The organism is Nocardiopsis changdeensis (assembly GCF_018316655.1).
GTDB lineage: Bacteria > Actinomycetota > Actinomycetes > Streptosporangiales > Streptosporangiaceae > Nocardiopsis > Nocardiopsis changdeensis.
Map to the genome: position 1 here is coordinate 1,943,270 of NZ_CP074133.1, position 18,047 is coordinate 1,961,316.

At 73.9% G+C, this 18,047-nt stretch carries 13 protein-coding genes; 11 read left to right on the forward strand and 2 right to left on the reverse strand.

Translation table 11 applies throughout. The annotated features are described in order from the left end of the window. Positions 1-39: 39 nt before the first annotated feature. From KGD84_RS09000 to KGD84_RS09030, 7 genes are all read left to right on the forward strand, one after another. Entirely contained in the window at positions 40-738 is a 699-nt protein-coding gene (locus tag KGD84_RS09000) for an alpha/beta fold hydrolase (RefSeq protein WP_255647199.1), read from the forward strand. Between the two features lie 407 nt (positions 739-1,145). Continuing rightward, positions 1,146-2,204, forward strand: coding sequence for a BMP family lipoprotein (locus KGD84_RS09005; protein ID WP_220559799.1), 1,059 nt, complete (start codon positions 1,146-1,148; stop codon positions 2,202-2,204). Positions 2,205-2,377: 173 nt separating this feature from the next. After that, positions 2,378-3,985, forward strand: a complete 1,608-nt coding sequence (locus KGD84_RS09010) for an ABC transporter ATP-binding protein (protein ID WP_220559800.1) — start codon at positions 2,378-2,380, stop codon at positions 3,983-3,985. Continuing rightward, the gene (locus tag KGD84_RS09015) at positions 3,982-5,547 is read left to right on the forward strand and encodes an ABC transporter permease (RefSeq protein WP_220559801.1); all 1,566 of its coding nucleotides are present in this window, start codon (positions 3,982-3,984) and stop codon (positions 5,545-5,547) included. Before KGD84_RS09010 ends, KGD84_RS09015 begins: the two co-directional genes overlap by 4 nt. After that, the gene (locus KGD84_RS09020) at positions 5,544-6,806 is read left to right on the forward strand and encodes an ABC transporter permease (protein ID WP_220559802.1); all 1,263 of its coding nucleotides are present in this window, start codon (positions 5,544-5,546) and stop codon (positions 6,804-6,806) included. The genes KGD84_RS09015 and KGD84_RS09020 overlap by 4 nt, the downstream gene beginning before the upstream one ends. Beyond that, entirely contained in the window at positions 6,785-7,201 is a 417-nt protein-coding gene (locus KGD84_RS09025; protein ID WP_220559803.1) for a cytidine deaminase, read from the forward strand. The genes KGD84_RS09020 and KGD84_RS09025 overlap by 22 nt, the downstream gene beginning before the upstream one ends. Before the next feature lie 89 nt (positions 7,202-7,290). Next, positions 7,291-8,580 carry a thymidine phosphorylase gene (locus KGD84_RS09030; protein WP_220559804.1) on the forward strand — a complete coding sequence of 430 codons (1,290 nt, stop codon included), beginning with the start codon at positions 7,291-7,293 and terminating at the stop codon, positions 8,578-8,580. Between the two features lie 63 nt (positions 8,581-8,643). Here the strand turns inward: KGD84_RS09030 and KGD84_RS09035 are convergent, their stop codons facing one another. Beyond that, positions 8,644-9,915 (reverse strand): ABC transporter substrate-binding protein, encoded by a 1,272-nt coding sequence (locus KGD84_RS09035; protein ID WP_260697200.1) that lies wholly within the window; start codon positions 9,913-9,915, stop codon positions 8,644-8,646. Positions 9,916-10,793: 878 nt separating this feature from the next. Continuing rightward, on the reverse strand, positions 10,794-11,273 hold the full coding sequence (locus KGD84_RS09040) for a hypothetical protein (protein WP_220559806.1): 480 nt from the start codon (positions 11,271-11,273) through the stop codon (positions 10,794-10,796). A 128-nt stretch (positions 11,274-11,401) separates the two neighbouring features. Between KGD84_RS09040 and KGD84_RS09045 the strand changes: the two genes are divergently transcribed. The 4 genes from KGD84_RS09045 to KGD84_RS09060 are packed head-to-tail and all read left to right on the forward strand — an operon-like array spanning position 11,402 to position 18,028. Next, positions 11,402-13,168: an acyclic terpene utilization AtuA family protein gene (locus tag KGD84_RS09045; protein WP_220559808.1), complete on the forward strand. Its 1,767-nt coding sequence runs from the start codon at positions 11,402-11,404 to the stop codon at positions 13,166-13,168. Further along, on the forward strand, positions 13,165-14,763 hold the full coding sequence (locus KGD84_RS09050) for an acyl-CoA carboxylase subunit beta (protein ID WP_220559809.1): 1,599 nt from the start codon (positions 13,165-13,167) through the stop codon (positions 14,761-14,763). Before KGD84_RS09045 ends, KGD84_RS09050 begins: the two co-directional genes overlap by 4 nt. An 8-nt stretch (positions 14,764-14,771) precedes the next feature. Then, positions 14,772-16,859, forward strand: a complete 2,088-nt coding sequence (locus tag KGD84_RS09055) for an ATP-binding protein (protein WP_370634443.1) — start codon at positions 14,772-14,774, stop codon at positions 16,857-16,859. Continuing rightward, complete coding sequence (locus tag KGD84_RS09060; protein WP_220559810.1) at positions 16,856-18,028, forward strand: acyl-CoA dehydrogenase family protein; 1,173 nt, start codon at positions 16,856-16,858, stop codon at positions 18,026-18,028. The genes KGD84_RS09055 and KGD84_RS09060 overlap by 4 nt, the downstream gene beginning before the upstream one ends. Positions 18,029-18,047: the final 19 nt, after the last annotated feature.

Sequence of the window (18,047 nt, forward strand, 5' to 3'; positions counted from 1 at the left end):
GAAGGATTCATGTCTGCGAATCTCATCGGCGACGTGACAATGCGCTATGTGGATTTGCGTCCGCAGTCCCCGGCGGGCGCCGTCCCCGTGCTTCTGCTCCACGGTTTCGGGACGAACTTCGACATGAATTGGCAGGCCGCCGGGTGGCCCCGGCTGCTGGACTCCGCGGGGCTGCGCGTGCTCGGCCCGGACCTGCGCGGGCACGGCGCCAGCGGGAAACCCGGCGACGACGCCTCCTATCTCCCCGAATGCTTCGTCTCCGACCTCGTCGCCCTGCTCGACGAACTCGGAGTGGAGCGGGTCGACGCCGTCGGATACTCCATGGGCGCGCGGCTGGCCTGGGAATTGGCGCTCACCCGGCCCGAGCGGGTGCGCCGCCTGGTCCTGGGGGGATTCGGCCCGGGGAACGCGTTCGACGGCACCGACCTGTCCGCGCCCGGCGAGGGGGCGACGCCCTTCGACCACGTGTTCCGCACGGTCGCCGCGCTGCCCGGCAACGACCCGGCCGCGCTGGCCGCCTGCGCCCGCGGCCAGGCGGCCCGGCCGTTCTCCCCGGAGCCTCCCGTCACGGTGCCGACACTGCTGGTCACGGGCGCCAAGGACGCGATCGCGGCGGGCGCCGCCGAGCTGGCGGCGGCGGTCGACGGGGCCCACGCGGAGATCCCCGGGCGGGACCACCTCAACGCGGTCTCCTCACGGCTCTTCAAGCAGGCCGTGCTCGACTTCCTCGCCTCCTGAGAGGCGGGGTCGCGCCCCGGTCCGGTCCGCCGCTCCCAACGCCGGGCCCCGGGGCGCCGGTCCGGGCTCCGGCGGGACCGCCCGCCGGAGTCCAGACCGGTCTAGACCGGCACCGCCCCACGTGCCGTTGTGACCCGTTGTGGCGGCCGGAGGGCCTTGTGTAGTAGTGGCTCGTCGGGGCCCCGCAGGGGCCGGGAATATACCTCCCCGGCAAACGTGGTCGCCCCCGCCCGGGTGTGTGCTTGGTAACTTCCGAGTAAGGCCCCGTGTCATTCAGCTCTCGCCTTCATAACAAGTCTGTGTGCCGGTTGGGTGTACTTTCCACTACCGGATATCGTCCGACCGCAGAACTCAGCCCGGCCCCCGGTTGAAAGCGGGCCGCTGAGAGGGCGAAGGGGAGTTAACAAGTGAAGCGCAGCAACACGCTCAGGTTCGCCGCCATCGCGGCGGCCGGTGTGCTTGCCCTCACCGCGTGTGACAACGCGGCCCAGGAGGGATCGGGCGAAGGGGGCGGCGACGGCGGCGAGGAGGCCTCCGAGCTCCGCGTCGGACTCGCCTACGACGTCGGCGGTCGTGGCGACCGCTCGTTCAACGACTCGGCCTACCGCGGCCTGGAGCAGGCGATGAACGAGCTGGGCATCGACGCCCAAGAGTTCGAGCCCACCGACGGCGAGGCCGACTCCGCCAAGGTGGAGCGCCTGTCCACCATGGCCGAGGAGGGCTACGACGTCATCATCGCGGTCGGGTTCGCCTACGACGGCGCCGTCCGCGAGGTCGCGCCGGAGTACCCGGAGGTCGACTTCGCGATCGTCGACTCCGAGATCGCCGACGTCGACAACGTCACCAGCCTGGTCTTCGCCGAGGAGCAGGCCTCCTTCCTGGCCGGTGCCGCCGCGGCGCTGTCCACCGAGGAGGACCACGTCGGCTTCGTCGGCGGCGTCGAGACCCCGCTGATCCACAAGTTCGAGGCGGGCTACGCGGCCGGCGTCGCGCACGTCAACGAGGACATCACGGTCGAGGTCGACTACCTCAGCCAGCCGCCGGACTTCAGCGGCTTCAGCGACCCGGCCCGCGGCCGCGAGCTGGCCCAGGCCCAGTACGACCGCGGCGCCGACGTGATCTACCACGCCGCCGGCGCCTCGGGCAACGGCGTCCTGGAGGCCGCCGTCGCCAACGACTTCCTGTTCATCGGCGTCGACAGCGACCAGTACGAGAACGCCGAGGACGACCAGAAGCCGTTCGTGCTGACCTCCGCGATCAAGCAGGTCGACGTGGCCGTGTTCGAGCTGATCCAGTCCGCCACCGAGGGCGACGTCGCCGCCGGCATCGAGCGCTTCGACCTCGCGGGCGGCGGTGTCGACTACACCACCTCCAACGAGGAGCTCATCAGCCCGATCCAGGCCGAGCTCGACGAGATCAAGCAGCAGATCATCGACGGCGAGATCGAGGTTCCGACCGAGCCGTAAACGCGCGATCGCGCACCTGAACCGCGGGTAGGACCCGTGGTGACTCACGGCCTGGGACGGCCGCCGGACGGGGGACCCCCGCTCCGGCCGCCGTCCCGGCCGTCGTTACGCGGACGAGGGCGTCCGGCGGTGGCGACCGGCCCCGCGCCGCTCCGCATTCCTCAAGGAGACAGATGAGCAGCACGCCATCGGGCGATGGGGGCCAGGCGCCCCCCGCCGTTGAGCTGCGCGGGATCACCAAGCGTTTTCCCGGGGTCGTGGCCAACCACGACATCGACATCTCCGTGGCCCCCGGCACCGTGCACGCCATCGTCGGCGAGAACGGTGCGGGCAAGTCCACGCTGATGAAGACCCTGTACGGGATGCACCGTCCCGACGAGGGCACCATCGCCGTCAACGGCGTCCAGGTGAAGTTCAACTCGCCGTCCGACGCCATCAGGAACGGCATCGGCATGGTGCACCAGCACTTCATGCTCGCCGACAACCTCACCGTCCTGGAGAACGTGGTGCTGGGCGCCGAGCGCCTGCACGGCATCGGCTCCAAGGCGCGCACCGAGATCCTCCGCCTGTCCGGGCAGTACGGCCTCGGGGTCGACCCGGACCGCCTGATGGAGGAGCTGGGCGTCGGCGACCGCCAGCGGGTGGAGATCCTCAAGGTCCTCTACCGCGGCGCCCGCACCATCATCCTGGACGAGCCCACCGCCGTCCTGGTCCCGCAGGAGGTCGACGAGCTCTTCGACAACCTGCGCGAGCTCAAGAGCGAGGGCCTCACGGTCATCTTCATCTCGCACAAGCTCGACGAGGTGCTGTCCGTCGCCGACGAGATCACCGTGATCCGCCGCGGCACCACCGTGGCCACGGCCGACCCGCGCACCACCACCGCGCGGGAACTGGCCACGCTCATGGTGGGCGGCGAGCTGCCCGTCCCCGAGCTGCGCGAGTCCACGGTCACCGAGAACGTGGTCCTCTCCCTGGACGGGGTCACCGTGCGCGCCGCCGACGGCCGCGCCGTCGTCGAGGGCGTCACCCTCGACATCCACGAGGGCGAGATCGTCGGCATCGCCGGCGTCGAGGGCAACGGCCAGTCCGAGCTCATCGAGGCCATCATGGGCATGCGGCCGGTCGCCGGCGGCCGCATCCGGCTGGGCGGCGACGACGTCACCGGCTGGCACACCCTGAAGATCCGCGAGGCCGGGGTCGGCTACATCCCCGAGGACCGGCACCGCCACGGCGTGCTGCTGGAGTCCTCCCTGTGGGAGAACCGCATCCTGGGCCACCAGACCAAGCCGCCGAGCGTGCGCGGCCCCTGGATCGACAGGGCCGGGGCGCGCGCCGACGCCGAGCGCATCGTCGCCGAGTACGACGTGCGCACGCCCAACATCGACGTCATCGCCGACGCCCTGTCCGGCGGCAACCAGCAGAAGTTCATCATCGGCCGCGAGATGAGCGGGAACCCCCGCTTCCTCGTCGCCGCCCACCCCACCCGGGGTGTGGACGTCGGCGCACAGTCCGCGATCTGGGAGCAGCTGCGCGAGGCGCGCGCGGCGGGCCTCGCGGTGCTGCTGATCTCCGCCGACCTCGACGAGCTCATCGGCATGTCCGACACACTGCACGTCATCCTGCGCGGCCGCCTGGTCGCCCAGGCCGATCCGGCCACCGTCACCCCCGAGCAGCTCGGCTCCGCCATGACCGGCGCCACCCTCGGCGGCGACGGGGCCACCGACAGCACAGAAGGTGGCAGCGGTGACGACACCGCCGACCGGAACGGGGGTGGATCGTGACTGAGAAGAGCACCCGCCCCGGAACGTCCCGGGCACTGCTCCCGGCACTCCTCATCGCCCTGCTGGGCACGGGCGTCACCGCCGCCCTCGACACGGTGCTGCTGTGGTGGGCGGCACTGATCATCGGGGTCGTCCTGGCGTTCGCCGCGGTGGTCCTGGTGGACCGCCGGATCCCCGACGCCAGGCGGGCCGGCGCCGCGGGGACCAAGGAGGAGGGCACCACGCTGCACCGCACCCTGGTGGTCCCGACCGCCCTGGTGCTGTCGGTGGTCTCCGGCCTGCTGGTGGCCTGGTTCCTCGACCTGTCCCTGATCGAGCCGGTGGCCGCCGCCGTGGGCGCGCTGGTCGGCTCGGGCGCAGCCTTCCTGCTGTACCGCCGCCTGGCGGCGATGCTCGCGCTGTCCTTCGCCGCGGTGTTCGCCGCCGGGATCATCGCGATCGCCGTCACCGCGCTGGTGCTGTTCTTCAGCGGGATCGCCCCGGGCGCCACCTTCGCCCGGATGATCGAGTACGGCACCCGGCCCAACAGCCTGGTGCAGATCATCAACGACGGCACCACCTACTACCTGGCCGCCGTCGCCGTGGCGATCGGCTTCAAGATGAAGCTGTTCAACATCGGCGTCGACGGGCAGTACCGGCTCGCCGCCCTGCTGGCCGCCGCCGTCGGCGGCTGGCTGGTGCTGCCGCCGGTGCTGAGCCAGATCGTCATCATCCTGGTCGCCGTCGCGGTGGGCGGGGCCTGGGCCGGCATCGCCGGGTACCTCAAGGTCACGCGCGGCGTGTCCGAGGTCATCTCGACGATCATGCTCAACGCCATCGCCACCGGCATCACCGCCTACCTGCTGAACACCGACCGCCTCGCGGTGGAGATCAGCACGAACAACATCGGCACCCCGCCGCTGCCGGAGGGCTCCTGGGTGCCCGGCGTCCCGGCCCTGTTCCTCGGCTCGGAGCGGGAGATCTTCGGCCTGGTGTTCCTGGCGATCGCCGTGGGCATCGGCTACGCGGTGATGCTCAACCGCACCCGCTTCGGCTTCGAGCTGCGGGCCACCGGCCAGTCGCAGAGCGCCGCCGAGGCCAGCGGTGTCAACGTCAAGAAGATGGTGTTCCTGTCCATGCTCTTCTCGGGCATGGTCGCGGGCCTGGTGGGCATGCCCCAGCTGCTCGGGAGCTCCCACTACTACGCGCTGGACTTCCCGACCGGCATCGGCTTCATCGGCATCGCCATCGCGCTGCTGGGCCGCAACCACCCGGTGGGCATCGCCTTCGCGGCCCTGTTCTGGGCCTTCCTCAACCAGGCGGCGGGCATCCTGCCCTTCGACGGCATCCCGCAGGAGATCGCCGTCATCGCCCAGGCCACCATCGTCCTCACGGTCGTCGTGGTCTACGAGATCGTCCACCGCTGGGGCCGCCGGTACCAGCAGCAGCAGATCGGCAAGGAGCTCGGCACCACCGTCGCCGGGCCCGCCGAGGAGACCGTGCCGGCCGGCACGGCGTCCGACAGCGGTGACGCCACCGGGGACGACACCCCCGGCGGCGACCGCGGCGGGGAGGCGAAGTGAGCCAGGAACTCAACGTGATGGAGCCGGTGTCCGCACCCCCGGCCCGCTCCGGCGGCCGGTCGGTGTGGCGCCTGCTCAGCCTGTTCGGCGCGGTCCTGGTGGCCCTGGCGGGCCTGCGGGTCGTCACCGGCCAGGACATGCTCACCGACGCGGGCACCGTCCGCACCACCCTCACCTTCGCGGTGCCCATCGCCCTGGCCGCCCTGGGCGGCCTGTGGGCCGAGCGGGCGGGCGTCATCAACATCGGCCTCGAGGGCATGATGATCCTCGGGACCTGGTTCGGCGCGTACTTCGCGTGGTCGACCGGCAGCCCGTGGATCGGCCTCGCCGCCGGTGTGCTGGCCGGTATGGCGGGCGGCCTGCTGCACGCCGTCGCCACGGTCACCTTCGCCGTGGACCACATCGTGTCCGGTGTGGCGATCAACATCCTCATGCTCGGCGCGATGCGCTACCTGTCGATCCTGGTCTACGCCGACGTGCCCGGGGCCGGCGCCTCGCAGTCGCCCACCGCACCGCCCTTCCCGCAGCTGAGCCTGCCCGGGGTGGCGGACGCCCTGGGACCCGTCGCCGCCAGCGGGATCCCCGTGGTCGGCGACCTGGCGTCCCTGGTCATCGGCGTCACCACCCGGCTGTCGGCGCTGACGGTCATCGCGATCCTCATGATCCCGGTGACCTACCTGGTGCTGTGGAAGACCGCGTTCGGCCTGCGGCTGCGCTCGGTCGGTGAGAACCCCGACGCCGCCGAGTCCCTGGGCGTGCCCGTGTACACCTTCAAGTACATCGCGGTGATCATCTCCGGCGGCCTGGCCGGCATGGGCGGGGTGTTCCTCGCCGTCGTCGCCTCGCAGATCTACCAGGAGGGGCAGACCGGCGGCCGCGGCTACATCGGTCTGGCCGCGATGATCTTCGGCAACTGGCGGCCGGGAGGCCTGGCCATGGGCGCCGGGCTGTTCGGGTACACCGACGCCCTCCAGATCCGCGGCGGCGGCGCGGCGATCCACGCCCTGCTGCTCCTGCTGGCCGTGGTGCTGCTGCTGGTCGCCCTGTGGCAGGTCCGCCAGGACCGCAAGGGCCTGGCGATCGCCGGTGCGATCGCGGCCGTGCTGCTGCTGGTCTGGTACTTCACCACCGACTCGCTGCCCCGCGAGCTGGCCACCTACAGCCCGCACATCGCGACGCTGCTGGTGCTGTCGCTGGCCTCCCAGAGGCTGCGGCCGCCCGCCGGGGTCGGCAAGCAGTGGAGGGCGAGCCGGTCATGAGCACTGCGGAGGCCGTGGACTGGGAGGCGCTGCGCGGCGCCGCCCGGGAGGCCATGACCCGTGCCTACGCGCCGTACTCGCAGTACCCGGTGGGCGCGGCGGCGCTGGTCGACGACGGCCGCACCGTCAGCGGCTGCAACGTGGAGAACGCCTCCTACGGGGTGGGGCTGTGCGCCGAGTGCGGCCTGGTCAGCGCCCTGCACGCCACCGGCGGCGGCCGACTGGTCGCGTTCGCCTGCGTGGACGGCCAGGGGGCGACCCTCATGCCGTGCGGGCGCTGCCGCCAGCTGCTGTACGAGCACGGCGGGCCGGACCTGCTGGTGGACACCCCCGAGGGGATCCTGACCATGGACCGCGTCCTGCCGCAGGCCTTCGGTCCGCACAACCTGGCCTGAGAACCAAGAGAACAGGCACCATCCCTCTCCCCGGTCGCCGCCCGAACGGCGGCGGCCGGGGAGACCCGTTTTCTCCCGGAAGGAATGACATGGACGTCATCGAGATCATCCGCGCCAAACGCGACGGGGGAGAGCTCACTCCGGAGCAGATCGACTGGGTGATCGACGCCTACACCCGCGGCGCGGTCGCCGAGGAGCAGATGTCGGCGCTGGCCATGGCGATCTTCCTGCGCGGCATGAACCGCGCCGAGGTGTCCCGGTGGACCGAGGCGATGCTGGCCTCCGGCGCCCGGCTCGACTTCTCCGACCTGGACCGGCCCACCACCGACAAGCACTCCACCGGGGGCGTGGGCGACAAGATCACGCTGCCGCTCACCCCCACCGTCGCCGCCTGCGGCGCGGCGGTGCCCCAGCTGTCCGGCCGGGGCCTGGGGCACACCGGCGGCACCCTGGACAAGCTGGAGTCCATCCCGGGCTGGCGGGCCGCCCTGAGCACCGACGAGATGCGGTCCGTGCTCGCCGACACCGGCGGGGTGATCTGCGCGGCCGGCGAGGGGCTGGCCCCGGCCGACCGCAAGCTGTACGCGCTGCGCGACGTCACCGGGACCGTGGAGTCGATCCCGCTGATCTCGGCCTCCATCATGAGCAAGAAGCTCGCGGAGGGCACCGGCGCCCTGGTGCTGGACGTCAAGGCGGGGTCGGGGGCGTTCATGAAGGACGTCGACTCGGCCCGCGAGCTGGCCCGCACCATGGTGGACATCGGCACCGACCACGGGGTGCGCACGGTCGCGCTCATCACGGACATGTCCGTGCCGCTGGGGCGCCAGGTGGGCAACGCCCTGGAGGTCGCCGAGTCCGTGGAGGTGCTCTCCGGGGGCGGCCCGGCCGACGTGGTGGAGCTGACCGTGGCCCTGGCCCGGGAGATGCTCGCCGCCGCGGGGCTCACCCCGGGCGAGAACGGGGTCAAGGACCCCGCCGAGGCGCTCCGGGACGGCAGTGCCCTGGAGTCGTGGAAGCGGCTGATCCGCGCCCAGGGCGGCGACCCGGACGCCCCGCTGCCGCAGGCGGCCGAGCGCCGCACCGTGCTCGCCCCGGCCTCGGGCGTGCTCACCCGCCTGGACGCCTACCAGGTGGGCCTGGCCGCCTGGCGCCTGGGGGCGGGCCGCGCCCGCAAGGAGGACGCGGTGTCCTTCGGTGCGGGCGTGACCCTGCACGCCAAGCCGGGGGAGGCGGTCTCGGCCGGCGAGCCGCTGTTCACCCTGCACGCGGACGAGCCGGAGCGCTTCGAGCGCGGCGCGGCCGCGCTGGAGGGCGCCTTCGACATCGACCCGGACGGCGTCTTCGAGCCGGGCCCGATCGTCATCGACCGCATCGCCTGACCGCCGTGCACGCCGCGGGGCGGGAGCCGGGACCCCCGGCGCCCGCCCCGCGGGGAGAACGGGTCAGGAGCCCAGGGAGAACGTGCGGACCTCGGTGTCCACGGGCTCGCCCTCGCCGTGCAGGCGTACCACCTCGAACGGCACGTCCACCAGCAGGTTGCCGTCGTCCCAGGTGAGCGGCCCGCGCGGGCCGACGTAGGCGATGTCCTGCCCGGCGCGGACACGGGCCACACAGTCCTCGTACCCGGTGCACTCCCGGCCGCCCGCGCTCACCGCGGGCATCCGGGCGGCGACCTCGGCGGGCTCGACCGAGCCCGCGGCCTCGGCGGCCAGGGCGACCAGGTTCACGCAGTCGTACAGCGCGGCCGTCACCCCGCCGAACTGGGCGGCGTAGGACATGTCCCCGCTGTCGGAGGAGCCCCACTCGATCTCCGGGAAGCGCTCGCCGCCCGAGTGGTGGCGGACCACGGTCGACCCGGCCGGGCCGAGGGAGTCCAGCGGGGCGGTCGGGTTCGCGACGAGCGGGAGGCCGGGGAGGTAGACGCCCTCGGCCGGAAGGCCCTCGTCCATCAGGGGTTCGGTGACCACCACGGCGGTCGGCTCCAAGGGGATGACGGCGTCCGCCCCCTCCTCCAGCAGCTCCGCCGCCCCGACCCCGTCGGACGACGGGTCCGCCATGGCCCGCAGGAGGTCCACTCCGACGACCTCGACGCCGTGGGCCTGTGCCTCGGCGGTGATGGCGTCCAGCCAGACCTCGCTGCCCGGCGTGTGCGGCACCACGATCTTCTCGCGGCCGTCCTCGGCGGCCAGCCGGACCAGCGCCCGCACCATCTGGTCCTGGCCCGGGATCGCGGAGAAGTACAGGCCGTCCCCGAAGCCCGGTGTCGTGGTGTAGGGCTCGGCGTTGCCGCAGTAGAGGGTGCCCGCCTCGAGCAGCCCCGGGAGGAGCTGTTCGCCGCCCATCGCGTGGGAGCCCAGCACGGCGTCCAGGTCGGCGCCCAGCAGGTCCCCGGCGTCCTCCGACGCGATCGGGGCGGCCACCTCGTGGCCGAGTACGCCGCCGACGGCGTTGATCTCCTCCAGGGCGAGGGCGATGGCCTCCTGCTTGGGTCCCGTGCTGCCCTCGACGGAGAACAGGCCCAGGGCCAGGGGCTCGGGGGAGACCGCCAGGGGGTCGCCGACCGACGGGGTGCGCAGCCAGTAGGCCGCGCCCGCGGCGGCGCCCATGAGGACGACGGCCAGGGCCACCGCGCCGATGACCAGCGGGCGCCGGTTCGGCGCCTTCGGCGCGGCGGGCGCGGGTGTCTCGGGCGGGGGAGGGGGAGGGGTGGTCATGGTTCTCCGAAGGGGGAATGGGGATGTCGGCGGCGGGTGCCGCCGTGGTCGGTCCGGCAGGCCGGAGGCCGGGTCCGGGCCGGGGGCGTGGAGCCGCTCCGCCGGGGTGTCCGGGCGGGTGTTCCCGCCGATGTGGAGCCGGGCAGGCCCTCGGCAGGGGTCACCGCGCCGGTGCCGAAGGGGCCTGCGCGGGACGGCCCGCGCGGAGGGGCCGCGAGGGCGTCCTCTCGGGGGCAGTCCGGTGCGCAGGGCGGGGGTGGTTCGCACGGCGGGGCCACGAGGGCGCCGTCCCCTGGGGGTCCGTCCGGTGTGCGGGGCGGGGCCGGCCAGCGCGGCGGGTCCGCGGAGATGCCCCCGTGGAGCCCACCTGGTGCGGAGGGCAGGGGCAGTTCGCGCGGCGGGTCCGCAGAGGTGCCCCCGCGGAGCCCACCTTGTGCGGAGGGCGGGGCCGGTCCGCATGGCGGGGTTGCGAGGGCGCTCCCTGGGCGGTCCATGCGGGCCGCGTGGACGCGGACGGGCGCGGCCTCCTCGCCGGTGACGGGGCCGTTCTCCTCGCATGGCCCGGGGGTGCGTACCCGAAGGCAGGAGATCCGGGCGGACCCTCGGGGGAGGAGGGCGGGGCCGACCCGTCGGTGAGGGCCCGGGCGGCACCGGTGCGGCCGGTGGCGGGGGAGCGGACCGGGGCCGTACCGGCGGCGGCCATGACGGTGAGGGGGGAGGCGGCGCGGGCACCGGCCGGGGGCCGGGGGTGGCGCGCCGGGGAGGGGGATGCCAAGGGGGATGGTCTCCGGGGCACGGGAGAAGGCGGCCTTTATGTGGCTTATGCCTTGCTTGTCAGGGTTTGCGCATCCTAACAGTCCCGTCCCCCGGCAGGCCCGTCAGATCCGGCCCGCCGCGATGACGTAGGTGACGATGGCCAGGACCACGAACAGGCCGCCGGCCAGCACCGTCGCCGAGGACAGCCAGCGCGCCCAGGGGCGGGTCGTCGCCCGGCCCAGGAACAGCGACAGCGACGCCGTCAGCACGGTCAGCACGCCGAGCCCGCCGTAGGCGAGCAGGTCGGCGTTGACGGAGGCCAGGTGGCCCTCGGTCTCCAGCGTGACGTCGGTGAAGGCGAACCGGCCGAAGAGCTCGAACAGGCGCTGCCCGGTCGCCGCCGGTGCGAGCAGCAGCAGGGAGGCCAGGGCGAAGGTCTCGGCCGACAGGACACCCGGCGCGGTCGCCGCGCGCCCGGCGTCCAGGAAGGCGTCGGCGGCCGGGGCGTTCGCCTCGGGGGCGTCGTCGGCGGGGGCGGCCGCGGCGGGGGTGTCGTCGGAGGCGGCGTCGTCGGCGGGGGTGGTGTTCTCGGAGGTGCTCACCCGGACAAAATATCCGCTCGCTCCCCGGTTCCCCGAGGGTGATAACCCACGCTCCGTGGCCGGTTCCGGCCATATCGTGATGAAAAGCGCGATAACAGAAAAACAATCACGAGTGCTTGTTTTTTCATGTGTCCGGTGTCACTCTCATCACCATGACCGATACGCCCTCGCTGTGGGTCGGCAACGCCTCCGGTTTCTACGGGGACCGCCTCTCCGCCGTCCACGAGATGATCACCGGAGGACCGGTCGACGTCCTCACCGGTGACTACCTGGCCGAACTCACCATGGCCATCCTCGGCCGGGACCAGCTCGCCGACCCCGGCCGCGGCTACGCCAGGACCTTCCTGCGGCAGATGCGCGAGAGCCTCGCCCTCATCCTGGAGCGCCGCATCAGGGTCGTCACCAACGCGGGCGGCCTCAACCCCCAGGGCCTGGCGGACCGGCTCACCGAGCTCGCCGAATCCCTCGGCTTCGACCCCCGCATCGCCTACGTCACCGGCGACGACCTGCTGCACCGCGCCGAGGAGCTGGGCCTGGACGGACCCCTCACCGCCAACGCCTACCTGGGCGCGTTCGGCATCGCCGCCTGCCTGGACGCCGGGGCCGACATCGTCGTCACCGGCCGGGTCACCGACGCCTCCCTCGCCGTCGGCCCCGCCATCTCCCACTTCGGCTGGACCCGCGACGACCTCGACGCCCTGGCCGGGGCCACCGTCGCCGGGCACGTGATCGAATGCGGCGCCCAGGCCACCGGCGGCAACTACGCCTTCGCCGGCGAGCTGCGCCGCGAGGGGTACGACATGGACCGGCCCGGCTTCCCGGTCGCCGAGATCCACGCCGACGGCTCCGCGGTCATCACCAAGCACCCCGGCACCGGCGGAGCCGTCACCACCGGCACCGTCACCGCCCAGCTGGTGTACGAGATCGCCGGGGCCCGCTACCCGGGCCCCGACGTCACCGCCCGCCTGGACACCGTCCGCCTGGAACAGGAGGGCCCCGACCGGGTGCGCCTGTCCGGGGTCCGCGGGGAGGCCCCGCCGCCCGACCTCAAGGTCGGCCTCACCGGCCTCACCGGCTTCCGCAACGAGGTCGACCTGCTCATCACCGGCCTGGACGCCCGGGAGAAGGCCGCCTGGGCCGAGCGCCAGCTGCGCGCCGCCCTGGCACGGCGCCGCCCCGAGGAGCTGGACTTCGAGTTCGTCCCCGCCGCCGACCCCCACGGCGACACCCAGGACGCGGCCACCGCCCGGCTGCGCGTCACCGCCCGCGACCACGACCCCGCGGTCGTCGGCCGCCCCTTCGGGGCCGCCGCCGTGGAACTGGCGCTGGCGGGCTACGCCGGGTTCCACCTCACCTCCCCGCCGCGCGACGCCCGCCCCGACGGGGTGATCGCGAGCCACGCGTTCGTGCCCGCCGCCGAGGTCGAGCACACCGCGATCCTGCCCGACGGCGACCGCCTCGTCATCGCCCCTCCGAAGACCACCCGGCCGCTGGAGGAGGTGCCCGAGCCCCCGCTGCCGCCGCCGCTGCCCGAGGGGCCCGTGCGCGAGGCCCCGCTGGGGCTGGTCCTGGGCGCCCGCAGCGGCGACAAGGGCGCCGACGCCAACCTCGGCGTCTGGGCCCGCGACGACGAGGGCTGGCGCTGGCTGGCCCACCGGCTCACCGTCGACCTGCTGCGCGAGCTGCTCCCCGAGACCGCCGGCCTCGAGGTCACCCGCCACCTGCTGCCGCACCTGCGCGCCGCCAACTTCTGGATCGAGGGCATGCTCGCCCCCGGCACCGCCCGCCGCGGGGGACCGGACCCGCAGGCCAAGGGCCTGGGCGAGTGGCTGCGCGCCCGCCGCCTGCCGCTCCCGGAGTCCCTTCTGCCCGCACCCGGGGAGGCCCGCCCGTGACCGTGCTCGACAGCAGGATCGACACCGGGTCCGCGGAGTTCGCCCGGGCCCGCGAGGCCATGCTCGGCAAGCTCGCCGAGATCGACGCCGAACACGCCAAGGCGCTGGCCGGGGGCGGCGACAGGTACGTCGAGCGCCACCGCTCCCGCGGCAAGCTCACCGCCCGGGAGCGCGTCGAACTCCTCCTCGACGAGGGCTCGCCCTTCCTGGAGCTGTCGCCGCTGGCGGGCTGGGGCAGCGAGTACACCGTCGGCGCGAGCCTGATCACCGGCGTCGGCGTGGTCTCGGGGGTCGAGTGCGTCATCGTCGCCAACGACCCCACCGTCCGCGGCGGCGCCAGCAACCCCTGGACGCTCAAGAAGTCCCACCGGGCCGGGGAGATCGCCGCGCAGAACCGGATGCCGATGATCAGCCTGGTGGAGTCCGGCGGCGCCGACCTGCCCTCCCAGAAGGAGATCTTCATCCCCGGCGGGCGCACCTTCCGCGACCTCACCCGGCTGTCCGCCGAGGGGATCCCCACCGTCGCGCTGGTGTTCGGCAACTCCACCGCGGGCGGCGCCTACATCCCCGGCATGAGCGACCACGTCGTCATGGTCCGCGACCGCGCCAAGGTGTTCCTCGGCGGCCCGCCCCTGGTCAAGGCCGCCACCGGGGAGGAGAGCGACGACGAGTCGCTGGGCGGCGCCCGCATGCACGCCGAGGTGTCCGGCCTGGCCGACCACCTCGCCCGGGACGAGCACGACGCCCTGCGCATCGGCCGCCGCATCGTCGCCCGGCTGGGCCACCGCAAGGCCGGGCCCGCGCCCGCCGCCGGTGCCCGCGAACCGCTCCACCCGGTCGAGGACCTCATCGGCGTCATGCCGCCCGACCTCAAGGTCCCCGTCGACCCCCGCGAGATCATCGCCCGCATCGTCGACGGCTCGGAATTCGACGAGTTCAAGCCCGCCTACGGCGGCGGGCTGGTCACCGGCTGGGCCGACCTGCACGGGTACCCGGTCGGTATCCTCGCCAACGCCAACGGGGTGCTGTTCAGCGCCGAGGCGCACAAGGCCACCCAGTTCATCCAGCTCGCCAACCGGGCCCACACCCCGCTGGTGTTCCTGCACAACACCACCGGCTACATGGTCGGCCGCGAGTACGAGCAGGGCGGCATCATCAAGCACGGCTCGATGATGATCAACGCCGTCTCCAACAGCACCGTCCCCCACTTCTCGGTGCTGGTCGGCGCCTCCTACGGGGCCGGCCACTACGGCATGTGCGGCCGCGCCTACGACCCCAGGTTCCTGTTCGCCTGGCCCAGCGCCCGCTCCGCCGTCATGGGCCCCCGCCAGCTCGCCGAGGTGCTGTCGATCGTCGCCCGCCAGTCCGCGGCCCGCAAGGGGCAGCCCTACGACGAGGAGCAGGACGCCCTGGTCCGGCAGATGGTCGAGGGGCAGATCGAGGCCGAGTCCCTGCCCCTGCTCCTGTCCGGGCGGGTCTACGACGACGGCGTCATCGACCCCCGCGACACCCGCACCGTCCTGGGACTGTGCCTGTCCTTCGCCCACAACGCCCCGGTGCGCGGCACCGACCGCTTCGGCGTCTTCCGAATGTGAGGGCACCCGTGACCACCACTCCGACCGAGCACCCCCGCCCCGTCACGACCCTGCTGGTCGCCAACCGCGGCGAGATCGCGCGCCGCGTCATGCGCACCTGCCGCACCCTGGGCATCGGCATCGTCGCCGTGCACGCCCCCGGGGAGGAGGCCGCCGCCCACGTCGCCGAGGCCGACACCGCCGTCCCCCTCCCGGTCCCCGCCGGGGGCGGGCCCGTGGACGCCTACCTCGACCCCGGCGCGATCGTGGCCGCGGCCCGCACCGCCGGGGCCGACGCCGTCCACCCCGGCTACGGGTTCCTGTCCGAGAACCCCGCCCTGGCCCGCGCCGTCACCGCCGCCGGGCTCACCTGGGTGGGGCCCGGCGCCGACGCCATCGAGGGCATGGGCTCCAAGACCCGCGCCAAGGAGACCGCCCGCGCGGCGGGGGTCCCCGTCGCCGCCTCCCTGGACCCCGCCGACGTGCGCGCCGAGGACCTGCCCGTCCTGGTCAAGGCCTCCGCCGGCGGCGGGGGCCGGGGCATGCGCGTGGTCCGCGACCTCGCCGACCTGCCCGCCGAGGCGCGGGCCGCCCGCGCCGAGGCCGCCGCCGCGTTCGGCGACCCGGAGGTGTTCTGCGAGCCGTACGTGGAGCGCGGGCGCCACATCGAGGTGCAGATCCTCGCGGACGCCCACGGCACCGTGTGGGCCGTCGGCGAACGCGACTGCTCGGTGCAGCGCCGCCACCAGAAGGTGGTCGAGGAGGCCCCCGCCCCGGGGCTGCCCGAGGACGTGCGCCGCGGACTGCACGAGGCCGCCCGCGGCCTGGCCCGCGCCATCGGCTACGTCGGCGCGGGGACCGCCGAGTTCCTCGTCCCGGTCCGTCCGCCCGGCGAAGGGGGCGGCGGCGCGTTCGGCACGCCCGTGTTCCTGGAGATGAACACCCGGCTCCAGGTCGAGCACCCCGTCACCGAATGCGTCACCGGGCTGGACCTGGTCGAATGGCAGATCCGGATCGCGGAGGGCGAGCCGCTGCCCGACGGCGGCCCGCCCCCGCCCGCCGGCCACGCCGTCGAGGTCCGCCTCTACGCCGAGGACCCGCGGCAGGGGTGGCGGCCGCGCACCGGCGTGCTCACCGCGTTCGAGGTCCCCGCCGCCACCGCGCGCTTCGACCGGCCCGCGGGCCCCGGCGTGCGCCTGGACTCCGGGGTGGAGGCCGGGGACGCCGTCGGCACGGACTTCGACCCCATGCTCGCCAAGGTCGTCGCCCACGGCCGCGACCGCCGCGACGCCCTGCGCCGCCTGGCCGCGGCCCTGGCCGGCGCCCGCGTCCACGGCGTGGGCACCAACCGCGACCTGCTCGTGCGCGTCCTGCGCCACCCGGTGTTCGCCCGGGCCGCCGAACACCCCTGGGAACTGCACACCGGCTTCCTCACCGGGGACCGCCTCACCGCGCTGGCCACCCCGCTGGCCGCCCCCGACACCGAGGAGCTCGCCGCCCTCGCCGCGGCCCTGGTCGGCGCCGAGGCGTCCCGCGGGAGCGGGCCCCTGCCCGCCGGGATCCCCGCGTACTGGCGCAACCTGCCCTCCGGGGCGCACCTGCGCCGCTACACCACCGACGACGGGCGCGAGGTCACCGCGGCCCACCGCACCGTCCGCGGCGCCCCCGTCCCCGAACGGCCCGGCGTGCGCGTCCGGTCGGTCACCGCCGACCGGGCCGCCCCCGCCGCGGCCACCGCCGGCCGGGCCGTCCTGGAGGTGGACGGGCTGGTGCGCGCCTTCGACGTCCACGGCTCCGGCGACCGGATCCACGTCGACACCCCGCACGGGTCGGTCGCCCTCACCCGCGTCGACCCCCTGCCCGTCCCCGAGGCCGCCGTCAACCCCGGGGCGCTGCCCGCGCCCATGCCGGGCACCGTCACCTCCGTCGACGTCGCGGCGGGGGAGAAGGTCCGCGCGGGACAGACCCTGCTGCGGATGGAGGCCATGAAGATGGAGCACCGCATCACCGCGCCCGCCGCCGGAGCCGTCCGGGAGATCCCGGTCGCCCCGGGGGAGCGGGTCGCCGCCGGAACCCCCCTGGCCGTACTCGACTACGAAGGGCAGCACAGCCGATGACCGGAGCCATGACCTTCAACGAACCCCCCGAGCGCGTCGAACTGCGAGCCGTGGTCTCCGCGTTCGCCGGCGGCTACGGGTCCGCGTACTACCGGGCCAAGGCCAAGGAGGACGCCTACCTCACCGAGCTGTGGAGGGAGGCGGGCAAGCTCGGCTACCTCGGCGTCAACCTCCCCGAGGAGTACGGCGGCGGGGGCGGCGGTATCGGCGACCTGGCCGCCGTCCTGGAGGAGCTCAGCGCCGCCGGGTGCCCGACCCTCATGATGGTCGTGTCCCCGGCCATCTGCGGCACCGTCCTGTCCCGCTTCGGCACCCCCGGCCAGCGCGAGCGCTGGCTGCCCGGGATCGCCACCGGCGAGACCATCATGGCCTTCGCCATCACCGAACCCGACGCCGGGTCCAACTCCCACCGGATCACCACCACCGCCCGCCGCGAGGGCGACCAATGGGTCCTCAACGGGCGCAAGACCTTCATCTCCGGGGTGGACGTCGCCGACGCGGTCCTCGTGGTGGGCCGCATCCAGGACGAGGACACCGGCAGGCTCTCCGCCGCCCTGTTCGTGGTGCCCACCGACACCCCCGGGTTCGAGAAGCACCGCATCGAGATGGACCTGGTCAGCCCCGACCACCAGTACCAGCTGTTCCTCGACGACGTCCGGCTGCCCGCCGACGCCCTGGTCGGCGACCCCGACGCCGGGCTCCTGCAGCTGTTCGCCGGACTCAACCCCGAACGCATCATGGCCGCCTCCCTGGCCGCCGGCAGCGCCCGGCACGCCCTCGACAAGGCCGTGGCCTACGCCAAGGAGCGCACCGTGTGGCGGAACACCCCCATCGGCGCCCACCAGGGCCTGGCCCACCCCCTCGCCCAGGTGAAGATCGAGCTGGAACAGGCCCGGCTGATGACCCAGCACGCCGCGTTCCGTTACGATTCCGGCGACGACGCGGGGGCGGGCGAGGCGGCCAACATGGCCAAGTACGCCGCGGCGGAGGCGTGCGTGCGGGCCATCGACCAGGCCGTGCAGACCCTCGGCGGCAACGGCCTGGCCAGCGAGTACGGGCTGGGGTCGGCGATCGCCAGCGCCCGCCTGGCGCGGATCGCCCCGGTCAGCCGGGAGATGGTCCTCAACTACGTGGCGCAGCAGTCCCTGGGGCTGCCCAAGTCGTACTGATTCGGGTGCGGGCGCCCGG

Coding starts and splice junctions, on each gene's coding strand:
- KGD84_RS09000 (WP_255647199.1), top strand. CDS start 40: ATGCGCTATGTGGATTTGCGTCCGCAGTCCCCGGCGGGCGCCGTCCCC.
- KGD84_RS09010 (WP_220559800.1), top strand. CDS start 2,378: ATGAGCAGCACGCCATCGGGCGATGGGGGCCAGGCGCCCCCCGCCGTT.
- KGD84_RS09030 (WP_220559804.1), top strand. CDS start 7,291: ATGGACGTCATCGAGATCATCCGCGCCAAACGCGACGGGGGAGAGCTC.
- KGD84_RS09035 (WP_260697200.1), bottom strand. CDS start 9,915: ATGACCACCCCTCCCCCTCCCCCGCCCGAGACACCCGCGCCCGCCGCG.
- KGD84_RS09060 (WP_220559810.1), top strand. CDS start 16,856: ATGACCGGAGCCATGACCTTCAACGAACCCCCCGAGCGCGTCGAACTG.